Source organism: Rhizobium sp. P44RR-XXIV (assembly GCF_001999485.2).
In the GTDB taxonomy this organism is placed as follows: Bacteria; Pseudomonadota; Alphaproteobacteria; order Rhizobiales; family Rhizobiaceae; genus Rhizobium.
On sequence record NZ_MPVZ02000020.1, the window covers coordinates 67,546 to 84,283 of the forward strand.

Sequence of the window (16,738 nt, forward strand, 5' to 3'; positions counted from 1 at the left end):
GCCTGACCAGGCCTCAAGCAAGGGCGTCGCGTCAGCGACGTATAATTGCGCCCTTGGAAGCCGCTCCTTCGGAACGGCCGGGATCATTCACCAAAGCATCGCCCTTGGCGATTGTAGGATTCACAGTAGTGCGTTCCGCACTCTGTTCCGAAAAACTGGGTTCGAAAGACAAGCTTTCTCACCCAGGGAGACAGACGGAATGAAAAAGCCATCCTCGAAAATCCGCGACGAAATCGCCAAGCTGCAGGAACAGCTCAAGCTCGCCGAAACAAGGGAAGCCGAGCGGATCGGCCGCATCGCGCTCAAGGCAGGCCTTGGCGAGATCGAGGTCGACGAGGCAGAGCTGCAGGCCGCTTTCGAGGAAGTGGTGAAGCGGTTTCGCGGAGGCCAAGGGGGAGGGAAGGGCGCTACGAACGGAGGGAAAAAGGGTGCCGGCGATAGCAGCGGCGCAACGTCGACGCCGGCAGACTCCTCTGGCGCGGGCGCGGGCAGCGCTGGCGAGGCTTGAGCGTATGGCGAGGACGATGACATCCGACGCCCGCAAGAAGGAAACGCGGGAAAAGATCGAGCTCGGCGGCCTGATCGTCAAGGCCGGGCTGCGCTACGAGAAGCGCGCGCTGTTGCTGGGCGCGCTGATCGATGTCGCCCGCCGCCTTAAAGGCGACGAAGGTGAGCGGTCCAGGCTCACCGCAATCGGCGCGGAGGCCTTCGGCAATGACGGTGAATAAAATTGCGCTCGTCGTCGGGCCAGCGGCGTTGATGATCCTGGTCGTCATCGGAATGACCGGGATCGAACAGTGGCTCTCCGGCTTCGGCAAGACCGACGCCGCACGGCTGGCATGGGGGCGGGCGGGCATCGCGCTGCCCTATGTCGCGAGCGCGGCGATCGGTATCGTGCTCTTGTTCGCGAGTGCCGGCGCGATCAGCATCAAGCAGGCAGGCTGGGGCGTCGTTGCGGGATGCAGCGGGACGATCCTGATCGCAGCTTCCCGCGAAACCATACGCCTTGCCGCTTTCACGAAGACGCTGCCAACCGGCAAGACGGTCTTGGCCTATCTCGATCCAGCAACATCGATCGGAGTGGGCGCAGTGTCCATATGTATCTGCTTCGCGCTCCGCGTTGCGTTCATCGGCAATGCGGCGTTCGCAAGGGCCGAACCGAAACGCATTCAGGGCAAGCGAGCGCTCCACGGCGAAGCCGACTGGATGAAGCCGACAGAGGCGGCGAAGCTGTTTCCCGATTCCGGCGGCATCGTCATCGGCGAGCGCTATCGGGTCGACAAGGACAGCGTCGCGGCTCAAGCGTTTCGAGCCGATAGCGCGGAGACCTGGGGCGCCGGCGGCAAGTCGCCGTTGCTGTGCTTCGATGGCTCATTCGGCTCGTCGCACGGGATCGTCTTTGCGGGGTCCGGTGGTTTCAAGACGACGTCGGTGACCATCCCGACGGCCCTCAAATGGGGCGGCACGCTGATCGTGCTCGATCCGTCGAACGAGGTCGCACCGATGGTCTCCGCGCATCGCGGCGGAGCGGGAAGGGACGTATTCGTCCTCGATCCACGGAAGCAGGACGTCGGCTTCAACGTGCTCGACTGGGTCGGTGGTTACGGTGGAACCAAGGAGGAGGATATCGCCTCTGTCGCATCGTGGATCATGAGCGACAGCGGCGGCGCGCGCGGTGTTCGTGACGACTTCTTTCGCGCGTCAGCCCTGCAGTTGCTCACGGCGCTCATCGCCGATGTCTGCCTGTCCGGTCACACGCACGAGAAGGACCAGACGCTTCGGCAGGTGCGCATGAACCTGTCGGAGCCGGAACCGACCTTGCGCAAGCGCCTGCAGGACATCTACGACAATTCGGGCTCGGATTTCGTCAAGGAAAATGTCGCTGCCTTCGTCAACATGACGCCGGAAACATTTAGCGGCGTCTATGCCAATGCGGTCAAGGAAACGCATTGGCTTTCCTATCCGAATTATGCCGCGCTGGTGTCCGGACGGAAATTCTCGACCAGCGACATCGCCGCAGGAAATACCGACGTCTTCATCAACATCGACCTCAAGACGTTGGAGACCCATTGCGGTCTTGCGCGCGTCGTCATCGGCTCGCTTCTCAACGCAATCTACAATCGCGACGAAAAGCTTGAAGGGCGCGCGCTGTTTCTTCTCGATGAGGTCGCCCGCCTCGGTTACATGCGGATCCTCGAGACTGCGCGCGACGCCGGGCGCAAATATGGAATCACACTGACGATGATCTATCAGTCGATCGGCCAGATGCGCGAAACCTATGGCGGCCGCGACGCGGCAAGCAAGTGGTTCGAGAGTGCCAGCTGGATTTCGTTTGCCGCGATCAACGATCCCGAGACCGCCGATTACATATCGAAACGCTGCGGCATGACCACGGTCGAGATCGACCAGGTCAGCCGTAGTTCCCAGGCAAGGGGATCGTCGCGAACACGCTCGAAGCAGCTCGCGGCTCGACCGCTGATCCAGCCGCACGAAGTCCTGCACATGCGCGCGGACGAGCAGATCGTGTTCACGGCCGGCAACGCGCCGCTCCGATGCGGCCGCGCCATCTGGTTTCGGCGCGATGATATGAAAGCCTGCGTCGGCACAAACCGGTTTCATTCCGTTGGCGGGAAGGAGAAGGAAGCTTCGAATTAGACGCCTGCGGTAAACGCCGATGAAACCAAAGCGACTGTAGCGTCTGCCGGCGGAGAGGGGAAAGAGCTTGGCGCAAAAGAACGTCATACCGTTCAGGAAAAATCGGAAGTTCGCGAACGATCGTCCTGGCATCAATGCGCCGCGGTCGACGTCACGTCGTCACCGTCCCGGTCGCGGCAAAGGCTTATCGACCACGATTGTCTGGGCCGCGGTGATCGGCGTCGCCGGCTGGCTGTATCTTGATCGCAATGGTCATCTCGACAACGCTGCTGCTTTCGTCACAGCGCCTGCACAGGATGCGCTATCGGCGTCGTTCGTGCTATGCGGCGACAGCCATCGGACGAACTGCGTCGTCGATGGCGACACCTTCTGGTTCAACGGGACGAAAATCCGCATTGCCGATATCGATACGCCTGAGCTTAGCCCGCCCCGTTGTGAGGCGGAACGGAGAAAAGGTGAGGCGGCAAAATCCCGTCTGCTGTCGTTGCTCAACGCTGGAAAATTCTCGCTGGCGGCCGGGCTCCGTGACGAAGACAAGTATGGCCGTAAACTTCGAACCGTGTCTCGCGCGAGCAACTCGCTGGGCGATGTTTTGATCGAGGAAGGCCTCGCCCGGTCATGGGATGGTGCGAGACACGGATGGTGCCAGGGCCAGTGAGAGGCAGCCCCGTATCACATCCACGGGAGAGGGATTGGGGTTTGGGGAAAGGGAGGAGGGAACCGTCCCCGTTCACCATGGGAGGAAGTTTGAAGGAGGGGCTCGCCCTTCTTTCATGGGGTGAGATTGAGAGGGGCGGCGCAGCCCACCTTTTATAGCCGCTCCGGCCGGTCGATCCGGCTGGAACGGCTCACATGAAAAGGCGAAGACCAGAGGCGTCTTACCGCCTCTGGTCTGAACCTCAATAATCTTCATCAGGCTCGAAGTGCGGCTCCCGGTCTTCAAGGCCGATGTGCCATCGTTTGTCGGACCACCGGGAGGGGAGGTAGGTCTCGTCACCGCCAAAATGCGCGATAATGTCACATTATCAATCATTTAGCCGATCTCTTCGCAGATCGAATGGGGCGGTTAACGAGTTGCAGCGCTTGAAGAAGGATATGAACCGTCGACCCGCTTGCCCCGGCGGTCCCAATCAATGAAGCACCTGCGAAAGGAAATCCCGCAGCCGCGGCTCTTTGGGATTGTCAAAGAACTGCTGCGGCGTGTTCTGCTCGACGATCGTGCCGTGATCCATAAAAATTACCCGGTCGGCGACGGATCGGGCGAAGCCCATCTCGTGTGTGACGCAGACCATGGTCATGCCATCAATGGCCAGTTCACCCATGACATCCAGCACCTCCTTCACCATTTCCGGATCGAGTGCTGAGGTAGGTTCATCGAACAACATGATTTTCGGGCGCATTGACAGGCTGCGAGCGATTGCTACGCGCTGCTGCTGGCCGCCGGAAAGCTGGCCGGGATATTTCTTTGCCTGATCGGCGATCCGGACACGCCGCAAGAGTTCCATCGCGACAGTCTCCGCTTCGTCCTGCTTCTTGCCACTCACCAGCTTTTGCGCCAGCGTGCAGTTTTCCAATACCGTGAGATGGGGGAACAGGTTAAACTGCTGGAACACCATGCCGACGGATTTGCGGATTTCTGCGATATTTCGAACATCGTCATTCAGTTCCACTCCGAGGACGTTGATGGATCCGGCCTGATGGGATTCCAGATGGTTGATGCACCGGATCATCGTCGATTTGCCGGAGCCGGAGGGGCCGCAGACGACCAGCTTTTCACCTAGCCCTACCGTCAAGCTGACATTTTTTAGGACGTGAAAGTCGCCGTAAAACTTGTCGACATTCTTCAATTCAATCGCTGAATTTTGCATTGCAATTTCCTCGTAGGAATGCTGAACCCTGGTTTGAAGTGGCTATTCCCTGCCCTTCGAGAAGATGTAGGCGTGTTCTAACCTCTTGCTCCATTTGCCCATGGCGAAGCAGAAGACGAAGTAGATCACCGCTATGAACACGTAGACCTCGATGAAGTGCGTTCGCCATACTGGGTCGGCCAAGGCCTGCCTTGCGGTCATCAGAAGTTCGCTGATCGAAACGATTGCCACGAGCGAGGTATCCTTGAGCACGCTGATGAAGGTATTGATCGTCGGAGCAATAACCGTCGTCAGCGCCTGCGGAAGCACGATCCGCGTGTAGGCATCTAGCCGAGAGATGCCGAGCGCTTCGGAAGCTTCAAACTGCCCTTTCGGAACCGTCTGTAAACCGGCGCGGACGACCTCAGCCAGATATGCCGCCGTGAACAGGATAATGGCGACCTGGGCGCGGATCATGGCGTTGATATTCCAGCTCGCCGGCAGCAGCAGCGGAAGGATGAACGTCGCCATGAAGAGGATCGTGATCAGCGGCACGCCGCGGACGACCTCGATGTAGGTTGTTGCGAACCAGCGGATGACCGGTTTCGACGACAGCCTTGCACAGGCGAGCAGAATGCCGATCGGGAACGCAAATCCTATCCCGAAGACGGAGAGCATTATGGTGATCGGCAATCCGCCCCATTGCGTCCAAGGCACGGGGGACAGTCCTGCGATCCCGCCGCCCATCAATACGAAGAACAAGACGGGGGAATAGATCCAGGCGGCCAGCAAACCTTTTCCCCAAAGGCGCGGCAGAGCGGTGGCGACAGTGGTTCCCAGCAAAAGGGCCGATGCCAGGGCCGGACGCCAGAGTTCTGAAGCGGGATAGCGCCCGAAGATAATCAAGCTGGCTTTTTCCGCAATGACCGGCCAGCAGGCGCCAACGCCATTGCACGCATCGGCCGGCTGCGCACCCCAGACCGCATCGAGGATAGCCCAGCGGAACAAGGGAAAGAGGACGACCGCGAGGACCGCGATCACCAGCGCAGTTGTCAGACGGTTCCGCCAGGAAGTGTGTCGTTTCATAGCCATCATCGACCTCATCGTGTCCGCAAAGCCATCTTTTTGTTGTAGACATTCATCGCGGCCGAGATCGCCAGACTAAGCGAGAGATATACGGCCATCATGATGGTCACGCACTCGATAGCGCGGCCGGTGATGTTGAGCGTGGTGTTGCCGATCGAGACCAGGTCCGGATAACCGATCGCAACCCCGAGCGAGCTGTTCTTGACTAGGTTCAGGTATTGGCTCGTCAGCGGCGGGATAATCACGCGAGAAGCCTGGGGAATGACGATGTAGCGCATCGTCTGTCCAGGTGAGAGGCCTAGTGCCTGTGCCGCTTCCTTCTGCCCCTTCTTCACGGCAAGAATACCCGTGCGCACGATCTCCGCTATGAAGCTGCCGGAGTAGATCGAAAGTCCGACGAGGAGGGCCGAGAACTCTGGCGAGAACTTGATACCGCCGTTGAAGCGGAACTTTTGCCAAACTGGTAGCTCGAAGAATGCACCGCCAGCCCCGACCAGTGCGATCGTGCCGGCAAGCATGGCGGCAGCAAGAATTGCCAGGAACGCAACAACACCCGCCCGTCTGTCAAAGACGTAGCGCCAGACCGCAAAGCCGACCGCTATCGCCGCCACCAGGCCCGCAACGGTCGAAAGCGCCGTCGGCTGGAGGTGCAACATTGGTAGGAATACGCCGACGCGGCTGATTTGGACGCCAAAAGCTCCCCATGCTTCCGCCGGCGTTGGCAGGAGTCCTGTTGCAATTGAGTACCAAAGATAAAGTTGAAGGAGGAGCGGGACGTTGCGGAAGAGCGCGACGTAGGTCAGGCACACGCGCCGAAAAGCTTGATTCGTTGAGAGCGACCCAATACCGACGGCGAATCCGATCACCGTGGCGAGCACAAGTGCATAGGCTGAAACGACGATCGTGTTGACCAGGCCTGTGAGAAAGGCGCGGGCAAAACTCGACTGGGAGCTATAGTCGATGAAGGTTTCGCCAATGCCAAACCCTGCCTCGCGCGAAAGGAAGTCGAGACCGAAGCTCAGTTTTTGCCGGCTGATATTGAGGGATGCGTTGTAGGCGAAAAACCAGACCACTGCACCAACCAGCAGGATCAGCAGAGCCTGGGGAATCCACGCGCGGAACCGACGGTTCCACCATAGGCTCCCAGTCTCGGAAATCGCCACAACGGGCGGGTTTTGCATTTCGTGCATAGCCATGAAATCAGCCCTTACCTGACACTGGGTGCGAAACGCATGGCCGCCGGTGTTCTCGCACCCGGTCGGATCCATGTCTTCGATCTTACGCCCGTCGATTCGGTCGATGGCGAGGGGCTAATGCTCCAGCACGGCCCCTCGCCTCGACAAATCAGATAAGCGGATTGGCGTAGAGCAGGCCGCCCTTCTTCCACTGTTCGTTGATGCCGCGCTCCTGCTTCAGGGGCGAGGACGTGCCGACATTGCGCTCGTAGATTTCGCCGTAGTTGCCGACGGCCTTGATGGCGTTGTACATCCAGTCGTTGGGAAGACCGAGAAGCGAGCCGAGATCGCCGCTTTTGCCGAGGAGACGCTGGATCGCCGGATCCTGCGACTGCTTCATATCGTCGACGTTGGCCTGTGTAACGCCCAGTTCCTCCGCGGCGACCAGCCCCTCGCGAACCCAGGCGACGATCATGTACCAGCGGGAATCGTCAGCACGGACGGCCGGGCTCAGCGGCTCCTTGGAAAGAACTTCGGGCAGTATGACGAAATCATCAGGATTGGCCTGCTCCGAGCGAACGGACGCAAGCGCGGTCGAATCGTCGGTGAAGGCAACGCAACGATCGTTGAGGAACGCCTCGACGACCTGCTGCTGTTGCTCGATGACGACCGGTTCGAGTTTGATTTTATTGGCGCGGGCGAAGTCCGCGATGTTTTGTTCGGTGACGGTACCCGGTTTGACGCAGACGGACGCACCGTCAAGTTCCCTGGCGCTCGCAACGCCCAGCGACTTCTTCACGATGAAGGCCTGGCCGTCATAGAAGATCGGCTTTGCGAACAGCAGGCCGACCGACGCTTCGCGGGTCAGGGTCGCCGTCACCGTATGCGTGAGAAGCTGGATTTCGCCAGACTGGATTGCCGGGAAGCGCTGCTGGGAGGTCATTGGGACGAGCTCAGCTTTGCTGGCGTCGCCGAAGATTGCCGCCGCGACGGCGCGGCAGAAATCCACATCCATACCGGCCCACTTGCCGGTCGAGTCGACGGTGCTGAATCCGGCAAGCTGGCCATTGGCGCCGCACTTCAACGCGCCGGCCTTCTTCACGGCTTCGAGCGTCTGGGAGTTTTCGGCATATGCGGGTGCAGATGCGGCGACGGCAACGCCCACTGCAAGTGCGGCGATAATCGATTTCAAGCTGTTCATTGCTGTTCCCTTTCAGTTGATGATGACGCCCTCGGGCGGTGTCAAAGTTATTGATTTGGGTTGCTTTCGTCCGACCATGAGGCCGGATGTGCACCTTCTTCTTCGTGCCTTCGTCGAGGAGTCGTGGGCCTCAACCCATCCGCTCGCTGGCGTAGGAGCCCGGGGACGCCGGGAAAACGACAGTCTTGTTTCCGTTGATGAAGACGCGGCCGTGCATATGTGCGTGGATAGCGCGCGAGAGAACCTGCGCCTCGACATCGCGGCCGAGGCTCACATAGTCCTCAGCACTCTGTGCATGGGTGATCCGGACGATGTCCTGCTCGATGATCGGCCCCTCGTCGAGATCCGCCGTGACATAATGCGACGTGGCGCCAATCAGCTTCACCCCACGCTCGAAGGCCTGTTTGTAGGGGTTCGCTCCCTTGAACGACGGCAGGAAGGAGTGGTGGATATTGATGATACGGCCCGAATAGGTCCGGCACATTTCATCGGACAGGACCTGCATGTAGCGCGCCAGCACGATGAGGTCCGCACCGGCATCCTCGACGATGCGCATCTGTTCGGCCTCGGCAGCCCGTTTGTTCTCCTTTGTCACCTTGATGTAGTGGAAAGGAATGTCGTGGTTGACAACGAGCTTCTGGTAATCGAGGTGGTTCGAGATCACACCGACGATTTCCACCGGCAACGCGCCGATCCGCCAGCGGTAGAGAAGATCATTCAGACAGTGGCCGAAGCGCGAGACCATGATCATCAGCTTGCGTTTTGAGGCCTCGTCGAAGAACGTCGCCTCCATCTCGAACTTCCCCGCGATCGGCGCAAAGCCGGCACGGAGGTCCTCAAGCGTACGACCTTCTTCCGAGCGGAAGCTGGTGCGCATGAAGAAGCGACCCGTGTGGGCATCGTCGAATTGTGCGCTGTCGGTGATGTTGCAGCCCTCATCAGCGAGGAAGCCCGAGACCGCTGCGACTACCCCTCGGGTGGTTGGCGTGCACGCGACACGGAGTGCGAAATTTGACATCAGGATACCTTCTTCATGGATTTGAGGAGCGTCGGCGCTTGCGCGCGGCGGAACGCTTCGAGCGTGTTTTCGAGCAGGCAACCGATCGTCATCGGACCAACACCGCCGGGAACCGGCGTTATGGCCTTCGCATGGCCTGCCTGGGCAAAATCGACGTCGCCGACGAGACGGGTCTTGCCGTCCCGGCTGATACGGTTGATACCGACGTCGATGACCGTGGCCCCTGGCTTGATCCAATCGCCCTTCACCATTTCCGGACGCCCAACCGCAACGACGAGAATGTCGGCGAGCCGCGTGATCGACGCGACATCGCGCGAATGGCGGTGCGCGATCGTGACGGTGCAGTCCTCCTGAAGGAGAAGCTGGGCCATCGGCTTGCCGACGATGTTGGAGCGACCAACCACCACAGCGTGCAAGCCGGAGAGGTCACCGAGGCGATCCTTCAGCAACATGACACACCCCAACGGCGTGCAAGGCACGAGCGCCTGTTGGCCGACTGCGAGGCGGCCGGCATTAGCGACGTGAAAGCCATCTACATCCTTGGCGGGATCAATGGCATCAATCACCGCATCGGCATTGAGCTGACCGGGAAGCGGAAGTTGAACGAGAATGCCATGCACGGTCGGATCAACGTTGAGCCGACGGATCAATGCCAAAAGCTCCTCCTGCGTCGTCTCCTCGGGAAGTCGGTGCTCGAAGGAGTTCATGCCGGCTGCGATCGTTTCGCGACGCTTTGAGGTGACATAGACGGCACTCGCGGGGTCTTCTCCGACAAGCACCACCGCAAGCCCCGGAACTTCGCCAGTCGTCGCGCGCAGGTCCGCGACATCCTGTTTGATGCGTTGCAGCAGATTCGCTGCGAAGGCCTTGCCATCGATCCTGTCTGCGTTGAAACCCGGTGTTGCGCGGACCGTCGTCGATTGGGTTGAATTCTTCGTGTCCGACATCTTACCCACTCCCGATCTAAAGCGCCGCGGCCTGTTTCAGGAACGCATCGAACTGCTTCTGCGGCACGAAGGAGCCTCCCGTGGTCCAGGCAATGTGCGTGGCTTGGGAGAGGTAGCTCTGAATGCCCTGGTGCTCGCAGAATGCGCGGCCCTGCGGATGCTTCACCACGAACTGCGGGCCAGACAGGCTCGCGGTTGCAGAAGGCTCAAGGCGAATATCCTGCGTTTCGTGCGCAAGCAGCAGCCAACGGAGAAGATCCTCATCCGCAACCGTGAAGACGCCGGCGAGCATGTTCCGCATGACGGTGGCGACAAAGGCCGACATGCGCGCGACGGCCATGCCGTCTGCCTCTGTCTTGTTGGTGAGGCCGACGTCATAGACAGAGACCAGCTCCTGCGAGCCGCTCATCAAGTGGACGAGCGCGCAAGGCGACTGCACGGGCTCCACGAAGAAGCAGTGGACGTGGTCACCGAATACCTTTTTGGCGCCGTAGGTGGCGCCACCCGGCGCACCGCCGATACCACAGGGCAGATAGAGAAACAGCGGATGTTCCGCATCAACGGCGATATCGAGCGCCTTGAGTTGGTCGGCCAGTTCATAGGCGGCGACCGAATACCCGAGAAACAAATGCCGGGATTGTTCGTCATCGACGAAGTAGATCATCGGGTCGCTTTCTGCGACGAGACGCGCGTTTTCAACGGCGATCGTGTAGTCGGCTTCGTGCTGGACGACTTCGACGCCGAGCTTCTTCAGCCGCTCGACCTTCCAGGCTTTCGCATCCGACGACATGTGGACGGTTGCCTTGAAGCCAAGTGCTCGAGCAGCAATTCCGACGCTAAGACCGAGATTGCCCGTGCTGCCAACGGCGATTGTATAGCGAGAGAAAAAGGCTTTTGCGTCCGCTTCAGCGAGGCAGCGAATATCATCGCCGGAATTCAGGAGTCCCTCGTTCCTGGCAAGCTGCTCGGCAAACAGAAAGACCTCATAGACACCACCCCGCGCCTTGATGGAGCCCGCGACAGGGAGCGCGCTGTCGGCCTTGACGAACACTTTTCCGAATTCGGGCGCGGCATAACCAAGCGCGTCACGCAGCGCTTTCAGTTCCACGAGATCGGAGCGGATTGCCCCGCCTGTGGCCTTCAACTCGGGAAAGCAGGTTTCCAGAAGTGGAGCGAGCCGTTTCCAGTTTGCTTGGGCCTCATCGACCATTTCCGGTCGGATGGGCAGCGCATCGTCCCCGATGGCACCGGGTCGATAGGCGGCATTGACCCAAAGGGTCGGATGAGCGGCGAGCACGTCGCTTCGCGCAGGGTCGTCGGGAAGATGAATCGTCATGTCCGTATCCAAGCCGATGGCCAGAGCCCGAGGCTCCGGCCGGGTGAAAAATTAGGGATAGACAGGGAACGCCGAGCAGAGATCGGCTACTTCTGCGCGAACCCGTTTATGCTCCGAGGCACGATCTTCCGGGGTCAGGTTCTCGGCATCGAAAACATCGGCGATAAGGTTGGCGATCTTCTCGAATTCGGCTGCGCCGAAGCCGCGTGTCGTACCGGCAGACGAGCCGAGGCGGATGCCCTTCCATTCAGACGGCTTGGCGCTGTCGAACGGGATGGGGTTCTTATTCGACGTGATATCAACGGAATAGAGCAGGTCCTGCGCCTGCTGACCGAGCAGACCCTTCGACGAGACATCGACGAGCACGAGATGGGTATCAGTACCGCCACTGACGATGCCGACGCCGCGTTTCATCAGAATCTCAGCGAGTAGCTTGGCATTCGCCTTGACATTCGCACCGTAGGTCTTGAATTCATCGGTCAGAGCCTCACCCAGGCAAACTGCCTTGCCGGCAATGGTCGCAAGATGTGCGCTGCCCTGAACGCCGGGGAAGACCGCCGACTGGAACTTCTTTACAAAGTCCTCCCGGTTGGTGAGGACCAGACCGCCGCGGGCACCACGCAAAGTCTTCGTCGTCGTGCACGTCACGATGTCGGCGTAGGGAACCGGATTTGTGTGAACGCCGGCGGCAACAAGGCCGGCGAAGTGCGCCATGTCAACGAGGTAGACAGCGCCGACGGCGTCGGCGATCTTACGCATGCGGCCGAAGTCATACTCGCGCGGATAGGACGAACCGCCGGAGATGATCAGTTTTGGTTTGTGCTCGAGCGCAAGCTTTTCGACGATATCGTAGTCGATCAGTCCGGTTTCCCGGTCAACACCGTAGGAGACGACCGAAAACCACCGGCCCGACTGGTTCGGCTTGGCGCCATGGCTGAGGTGACCGCCGGCAGCGAGGTCGAGGCTGAGAACCAGATCACCGGGCTGCAACAGGGCAAAGAAGACAGCCTGGTTAGCCTGCGTGCCCGAGTGGGGCTGCACGTTGGCGTAGGAAACACCAAAGAGTTTCTTGGCGCGGTCGATGGCGGCCTGTTCGACGATATCTGCGTAGTCGGCGCCGCCATGGAAACGATTGCCCGGATAACCTTCGACCGTCTTGTTGGTAATAACCGAGCCCAGGGCATCCAGGGTCGCGGCACTGACCGAGTTTTCGGAGGCGATCAACTCGATCTGGCCCTGCTGGCGCTTCCGCTCGCCCTCCAGAGCGTTGAAGATCAGCGGGTCACGCTCGGCGAGCCGGGTATTGAAGTATTCGTGTGCCTGAGTGGTCATTTCGCGTCCCTCTTTTCAAATTTCGAATGGCGGTTGCCGGTGTCAGGCAGCCTGTGTTTTGCGGGCGGAACACGGACGGCGCTTTGATTCCAGCGCCGAATGCCTGCACTGGTGTCCCGCTGTTGAGAGGACGGTAGCGAAATATTTCAGTCAAAAAAAGTTAATTGTATTTTTTATGTTCGTAAGTTACGCTAATGTTTTCTGGGGAGAAACTGATGGACCTTGGACGGCTACGCGCCCTTCGCGAACTTTCCATACGCAAGACCATGGCTGCCGTCTCCGAGGCCCTGCTTGTCTCTCCGTCGGCGATTTCGCAGCAGATGACCTTGCTGGAGCAGGAGGTCGGCGCGCCCTTGATCGAGAAGCGTGGTCGCGGTGTCGCGCTCACCGTTGCAGGTCAAATTCTGGTCGATCGGGCAGAACGAATCTTCGCAGAATTGGAAGGCGCAAAAGCCGATATCGCGGAACTGGAAAACCTGGTGGCAGGTGATCTTCGGGTTGCGGCCTTTCCTTCGGTGGCCGCGGTGCTCATCCCACCGACGATCCAGCAATTGGCCGAGGATCACCCGCTTCTCGCCATCCAGTTCGATGAGATGGAACCGGAGGAAAGCGTGGCCGCTTTGCGAACCTGGCAAACGGACGTCGCGATTATTGATGATCTCAACATACTGCCCGGCGCACTCGACTCGAACATGGAAACGATTCCGCTTATTGAGGACGTTTTCCACGTAATGATGGGAAAGGGCCATCGTCTCGCCGGCCGCGATCATGTCACGCTCCCCGACTTGACCGGCGAACGGTGGATCATCGACACTGCATCATCGAACTACACGCGAATGCTCACCGAAGCGTGCCAAGGCGCAGGCTTTGATCCCCAAATCACGGCACGCTGCAAAGGGTTTGAGGTCAGCATCGCCTTGATTAGAAGCCACGCCGGGATCTCGATCCTGCCGGGGCTGCGCGCGAGCCTTGACCTTCGAGACGTCCAAGTCAGACCGTTGCAGCCGGAAATTCGCCGCAAAATCTCCCTCGCCTACCGGAAAGGTCAGGGCCGCAGCCCAGCACTCAAAGCGTTCATCGCGGCTTGCCGACAAAAAGCAAATGACCTCAACCGGAATGCCGTTTGAGGTCATGGGAGGTCTGTGACTAATGATTGATGTAATGGAACTCATCAAATGTTCGGCGAAATGCTGCCGTCCGGGGCGCGACCGTCTCCGGATCGTTGGCGCGCAGGCCCTCGGCAATTAGCGCAGCGAGTTTCGGCGCGTCGGAAGGAGTGACGCCGCGTCGCACGAGTTCAGGCGTGCCGAAGCGTAGCCCATTCTTGTCGCCGTCGATTTCGGGAATGGGCAACCCGATTCCGCATGTGAGAAACCCGGCTTTTCGCAGCTTCTTCGCCGCGGCCTGCCCGCCGCCGAACCCGACCGCCTCCAAAGCGAACTGATGGCTCTCGGTGATCCCCTTGCCAGTTCCGAAGACCGGCAGTCCTTCTGCCTGCATGGCGATTGCAAGAGCCTGGGCGAGGTCCACCATGGCCCTTGAGTAGGCGATCCCGTGATCGCGCCAATCAAGCAGAGTGATCGCCAACGCGGCCGCCTTCGCCGCGTCGAAGTTTGCCGTCATTCCCGGAAAAGCCACACGGTCAAGCTTTTCGGCAAGCGCCGCATCATTGGTTACGATCAGCCCTCCGGCCGGGCCGCCCAGGCTCTTGTAGGTGCTCATAGTGATCAGATGCGCCCCCTGTTCCAAGGGATTGGCCCAGGATTTGCCGGCTATGATCCCGCATTGATGTGCAGCATCGAAAAGCACATAGGCGCCGACGGCATCAGCAATCTTGCGAATTTCGGCAACCGGGTGCGGAAACAAATTTAGGCTGCCGCCGATTGTAATGATCTTCGGCCTCACTCTTTCCGCCAAGGCGGCAAGGGCAGGAATGTTAACGGTATAGCCTTCAGGATCGACCGGCATCGCATGGATCGACAAGCCGTACATGCCAGCGCAACCGGGAGCGTGGTGCGTGACATGTCCGCCGATTGTTGCCGGAGGCGCAATGATGGCGTCTCCTGGTTTCGCCATTGCCATGAAAGCGTATAGGTTCGCCATTGCGCCCGACGCCACGCGCATTTCGGCGTATTTTGCCTCGAAAATTTCTGCCGCGAGTTCGGCCGCTATGACCTCGATTTCCTCAATGGCCTCCAGGCCCATTTCATACTTGTCGCCGGGATAGCCGAGCGACGGGCGGTTACCGAGACCGCGGCTCAAGACGGCTTCGGCAACAGGGTTGAGAACGTTTGTCGCGGGATTTAGATTAAAGCAGTCGGCATCGTGAATCTCAAGGTTCCTAGCAACCAGAGCTTCGATACGGGCCGCGACGTCGCGGGTTTCTGCCGAAACGTTCGCCGCGATTCGCTGGATATGCGTTTCGCATGCCTCCGGCACCCACTGTCTATGACTCAGATGGGGCATGTCCTCTCCTTCATCGCTAAGCTCGAGGCCCCGGCGTGGGACATCGACGTTGGATGACGAGAGTCTAACGCGAACGTTACATCAGAAAAAGTTAATAATAATATTTCATTGGTTCAGAAATGTTAATGTGTTGTCTACATGTTACGAAAGAACACTGCGCCGAACTGCCGACGCAGCGCTTCCTCGACATTCGGTCAAAATTTCCGTGACATCACAACGCGATGCCGGAGAGGCGGTCAATCGACGACCAGATACGCTTCGCGTAGCGAGGATCGAAAAGTGCATGATATCCGCCTGTATGCCAAAAGACGACAGGGCCTTTTAATTCATTCGTCTTCGAAGAGATCGAGACCGGCATCGCTGCAATTCGAGCCCAGGTAAACAAGAGCGCTGCCCATCCCGATGGCAAACGTCCGCCGCGACCGCGCAAGGGCTTTGCACCACATCTGGAACGCATCGAAGTGGTGATCGAGCCGGATGAACTGCCCGAGCATGCGGGCAAACAGAAGGTGCTGATCGGAGAAGACGTCTCTGAGCGGCTAGACGTCGTGCCGGCGAAGTTCCGCGTCATCGTCACCCGGCGGCCGAAGTATGCCTTCAAAAACGAAGACGGCGTCATTCAGGCCGCCGCACCTGCGCACATCATCGAGGGAGGCATTCCGACGGAAGCGCTTCTCGCCCAGATCGCGGTCTCGAAGTATGCCGATGGCCTGCCGCTCTATCGGCAGGAGGCGATTTACGCCCGCGATAAGGTCGAGCTCGATCGCAAGCTGATGGCCCAATGGATGGGCAAACTTGGCTTCGAGCTCGATATCCTCGCCGAGTACATCCTCGCCGAAATCAAAAAGGCCGAGCGCATCTTCGCCGACGAAACGACGTTGCCAACGCTCGCACCGGGATCCGGGTCGGCAAAGACGGCCTGGCTGTGGGCCTATGCCAGGGATGACAGACCCTTCGGTGGCAATGGCCCACCGATGGTCGCCTATCGCTTCGAAGATAGCCGAGCTGGCGATCGCGTCGCCCGGCATCTGAGCGGCTATCGCGGCATTCTTCAGGTTGATGGGTATGGTGCCTACAACAAGCTTGCCCGATCTGACGGCGGCAATGACGGCGTGATGCTTGCCGGCTGCTGGTCCCACAGCAGACGCAAGTTCTACGAACTCCACGCATCGGACACCTCCAAGATCGCCACCGAGACGGTGGAGCTGATGGCAAAGCTCTGGCAGGTCGAAGAAACAGCCCGCGGTCAAAGCCCTGATGTCCGTGTGGCGGCGCGTCAGCAGACATCTGCAGCCGTCGTCAATGAGCTCTTCGGCCTTTGGCAGAAGACCCTGCCGCGGATCTCCGGCAAATCCAAGCTCGCTGAGGCAATCCGATATGCCACCTCACGTCGCGCAATCTTCGAGCGCTTCCTGACCGACGGCCGTATCGAGCTGGACAGCAACATCGTTGAGCGCGCCATCAGGCCCCAGACGATTACGAGAAAGAACAGTCTCTTCGCTGGCAGCGATGGCGGTGGGAGGACCTGGGCGACAATCGCGACACTTCTTCAGACAGCCAAGATGAACAATGTCGATCCGCAAGCCTGGCTCACCCAGACCCTCGAGCGCATCGCCAATGGCTGGTCAAGCAGCGATCTCGATGCACTCATGCCCTGGAATTACGCGCGCTGAAC

Annotated in this window: 14 protein-coding genes and 1 pseudogene; 6 read left to right on the plus strand and 9 right to left on the minus strand. The window is 59.5% G+C overall.

Going from position 1 to position 16,738, the window contains the following annotated elements; genetic code table 11:
• The first annotated feature begins 199 nt into the window (after positions 1-199).
• The 4 genes from traC to BSK43_RS00895 all read left to right on the plus strand — a co-directional run bounded on the left by traC (position 200) and on the right by BSK43_RS00895 (position 3,313).
• Entirely contained in the window at positions 200-508 is a 309-nt protein-coding gene (gene traC, locus BSK43_RS00880; RefSeq protein WP_068390922.1) for a conjugal transfer protein TraC, read from the plus strand.
• A gap of 4 nt (positions 509-512) precedes the next feature.
• The gene (locus BSK43_RS00885; protein ID WP_068390919.1) at positions 513-728 is read left to right on the plus strand and encodes a type IV conjugative transfer system coupling protein TraD; all 216 of its coding nucleotides are present in this window, start codon (positions 513-515) and stop codon (positions 726-728) included.
• The gene (traG, locus tag BSK43_RS00890) at positions 715-2,655 is read left to right on the plus strand and encodes a Ti-type conjugative transfer system protein TraG (RefSeq protein ID WP_136686633.1); all 1,941 of its coding nucleotides are present in this window, start codon (positions 715-717) and stop codon (positions 2,653-2,655) included. The genes BSK43_RS00885 and traG overlap by 14 nt, the downstream gene beginning before the upstream one ends.
• A 232-nt stretch (positions 2,656-2,887) precedes the next feature.
• Positions 2,888-3,313 carry a thermonuclease family protein gene (locus BSK43_RS00895; protein WP_343287068.1) on the plus strand — a complete coding sequence of 142 codons (426 nt, stop codon included), beginning with the start codon at positions 2,888-2,890 and terminating at the stop codon, positions 3,311-3,313.
• 472 nt (positions 3,314-3,785) lie between these two features.
• Here the strand turns inward: BSK43_RS00895 and BSK43_RS00900 are convergent, their stop codons facing one another.
• The 8 genes from BSK43_RS00900 to glyA all read right to left on the minus strand — a co-directional run bounded on the left by BSK43_RS00900 (position 3,786) and on the right by glyA (position 12,597).
• A complete protein-coding gene (locus tag BSK43_RS00900) occupies positions 3,786-4,523 on the minus strand; it encodes an amino acid ABC transporter ATP-binding protein (RefSeq protein WP_068390910.1) in 738 nt (245 codons plus the stop codon).
• Positions 4,524-4,565: 42 nt separating this feature from the next.
• Positions 4,566-5,588 (minus strand): amino acid ABC transporter permease, encoded by a 1,023-nt coding sequence (locus tag BSK43_RS00905; RefSeq protein ID WP_068390908.1) that lies wholly within the window; start codon positions 5,586-5,588, stop codon positions 4,566-4,568.
• Positions 5,589-5,602: 14 nt separating this feature from the next.
• Entirely contained in the window at positions 5,603-6,856 is a 1,254-nt protein-coding gene (locus BSK43_RS00910; RefSeq protein ID WP_077472589.1) for an ABC transporter permease subunit, read from the minus strand.
• Positions 6,857-6,932: 76 nt separating this feature from the next.
• A complete protein-coding gene (locus tag BSK43_RS00915; protein WP_068390895.1) occupies positions 6,933-7,964 on the minus strand; it encodes an amino acid ABC transporter substrate-binding protein in 1,032 nt (343 codons plus the stop codon).
• Positions 7,965-8,094: 130 nt separating this feature from the next.
• Complete coding sequence (gene purU, locus BSK43_RS00920; RefSeq protein WP_068390890.1) at positions 8,095-8,982, minus strand: formyltetrahydrofolate deformylase; 888 nt, start codon at positions 8,980-8,982, stop codon at positions 8,095-8,097.
• Positions 8,982-9,929, minus strand: a complete 948-nt coding sequence (gene folD, locus BSK43_RS00925; protein WP_077472588.1) for a bifunctional methylenetetrahydrofolate dehydrogenase/methenyltetrahydrofolate cyclohydrolase FolD — start codon at positions 9,927-9,929, stop codon at positions 8,982-8,984. Before folD ends, purU begins: the two co-directional genes overlap by 1 nt.
• Before the next feature lie 16 nt (positions 9,930-9,945).
• A complete protein-coding gene (locus tag BSK43_RS00930) occupies positions 9,946-11,265 on the minus strand; it encodes a D-serine ammonia-lyase (protein WP_068390888.1) in 1,320 nt (439 codons plus the stop codon).
• A gap of 51 nt (positions 11,266-11,316) precedes the next feature.
• Positions 11,317-12,597, minus strand: a complete 1,281-nt coding sequence (glyA, locus tag BSK43_RS00935) for a serine hydroxymethyltransferase (protein ID WP_068390886.1) — start codon at positions 12,595-12,597, stop codon at positions 11,317-11,319.
• A 215-nt stretch (positions 12,598-12,812) separates the two neighbouring features.
• Between glyA and BSK43_RS00940 the strand changes: the two genes are divergently transcribed.
• On the plus strand, positions 12,813-13,724 hold the full coding sequence (locus tag BSK43_RS00940) for a LysR family transcriptional regulator (RefSeq protein ID WP_068390884.1): 912 nt from the start codon (positions 12,813-12,815) through the stop codon (positions 13,722-13,724).
• A 19-nt stretch (positions 13,725-13,743) separates the two neighbouring features.
• Here the strand turns inward: BSK43_RS00940 and BSK43_RS00945 are convergent, their stop codons facing one another.
• Positions 13,744-15,063 (minus strand): aminotransferase class I/II-fold pyridoxal phosphate-dependent enzyme, encoded by a 1,320-nt coding sequence (locus BSK43_RS00945; RefSeq protein WP_077472587.1) that lies wholly within the window; start codon positions 15,061-15,063, stop codon positions 13,744-13,746.
• 326 nt (positions 15,064-15,389) lie between these two features.
• Here BSK43_RS00945 and BSK43_RS00955 point away from each other — a divergent pair.
• Positions 15,390-16,736: pseudogene (locus tag BSK43_RS00955) on the plus strand (IS66 family transposase); the annotation flags it as partial.
• Positions 16,737-16,738 lie beyond the last annotated feature (2 nt).

What these genes read in the sequence shown, in the direction of transcription:
- traC (WP_068390922.1), top strand. Translation starts at nt 200, where the DNA reads ATGAAAAAGCCATCCTCGAAAATCCGCGACGAAATCGCCAAGCTGCAG.
- BSK43_RS00885 (WP_068390919.1), top strand. Translation starts at nt 513, where the DNA reads ATGGCGAGGACGATGACATCCGACGCCCGCAAGAAGGAAACGCGGGAA.
- traG (WP_136686633.1), top strand. Translation starts at nt 715, where the DNA reads ATGACGGTGAATAAAATTGCGCTCGTCGTCGGGCCAGCGGCGTTGATG.
- BSK43_RS00900 (WP_068390910.1), bottom strand. Translation starts at nt 4,523, where the DNA reads ATGCAAAATTCAGCGATTGAATTGAAGAATGTCGACAAGTTTTACGGC.
- BSK43_RS00905 (WP_068390908.1), bottom strand. Translation starts at nt 5,588, where the DNA reads ATGAAACGACACACTTCCTGGCGGAACCGTCTGACAACTGCGCTGGTG.
- BSK43_RS00910 (WP_077472589.1), bottom strand. Translation starts at nt 6,856, where the DNA reads ATGGATCCGACCGGGTGCGAGAACACCGGCGGCCATGCGTTTCGCACC.
- BSK43_RS00915 (WP_068390895.1), bottom strand. Translation starts at nt 7,964, where the DNA reads ATGAACAGCTTGAAATCGATTATCGCCGCACTTGCAGTGGGCGTTGCC.
- purU (WP_068390890.1), bottom strand. Translation starts at nt 8,982, where the DNA reads ATGTCAAATTTCGCACTCCGTGTCGCGTGCACGCCAACCACCCGAGGG.
- folD (WP_077472588.1), bottom strand. Translation starts at nt 9,929, where the DNA reads ATGTCGGACACGAAGAATTCAACCCAATCGACGACGGTCCGCGCAACA.
- BSK43_RS00930 (WP_068390888.1), bottom strand. Translation starts at nt 11,265, where the DNA reads ATGACGATTCATCTTCCCGACGACCCTGCGCGAAGCGACGTGCTCGCC.
- glyA (WP_068390886.1), bottom strand. Translation starts at nt 12,597, where the DNA reads ATGACCACTCAGGCACACGAATACTTCAATACCCGGCTCGCCGAGCGT.
- BSK43_RS00940 (WP_068390884.1), top strand. Translation starts at nt 12,813, where the DNA reads ATGGACCTTGGACGGCTACGCGCCCTTCGCGAACTTTCCATACGCAAG.
- BSK43_RS00945 (WP_077472587.1), bottom strand. Translation starts at nt 15,063, where the DNA reads ATGCCCCATCTGAGTCATAGACAGTGGGTGCCGGAGGCATGCGAAACG.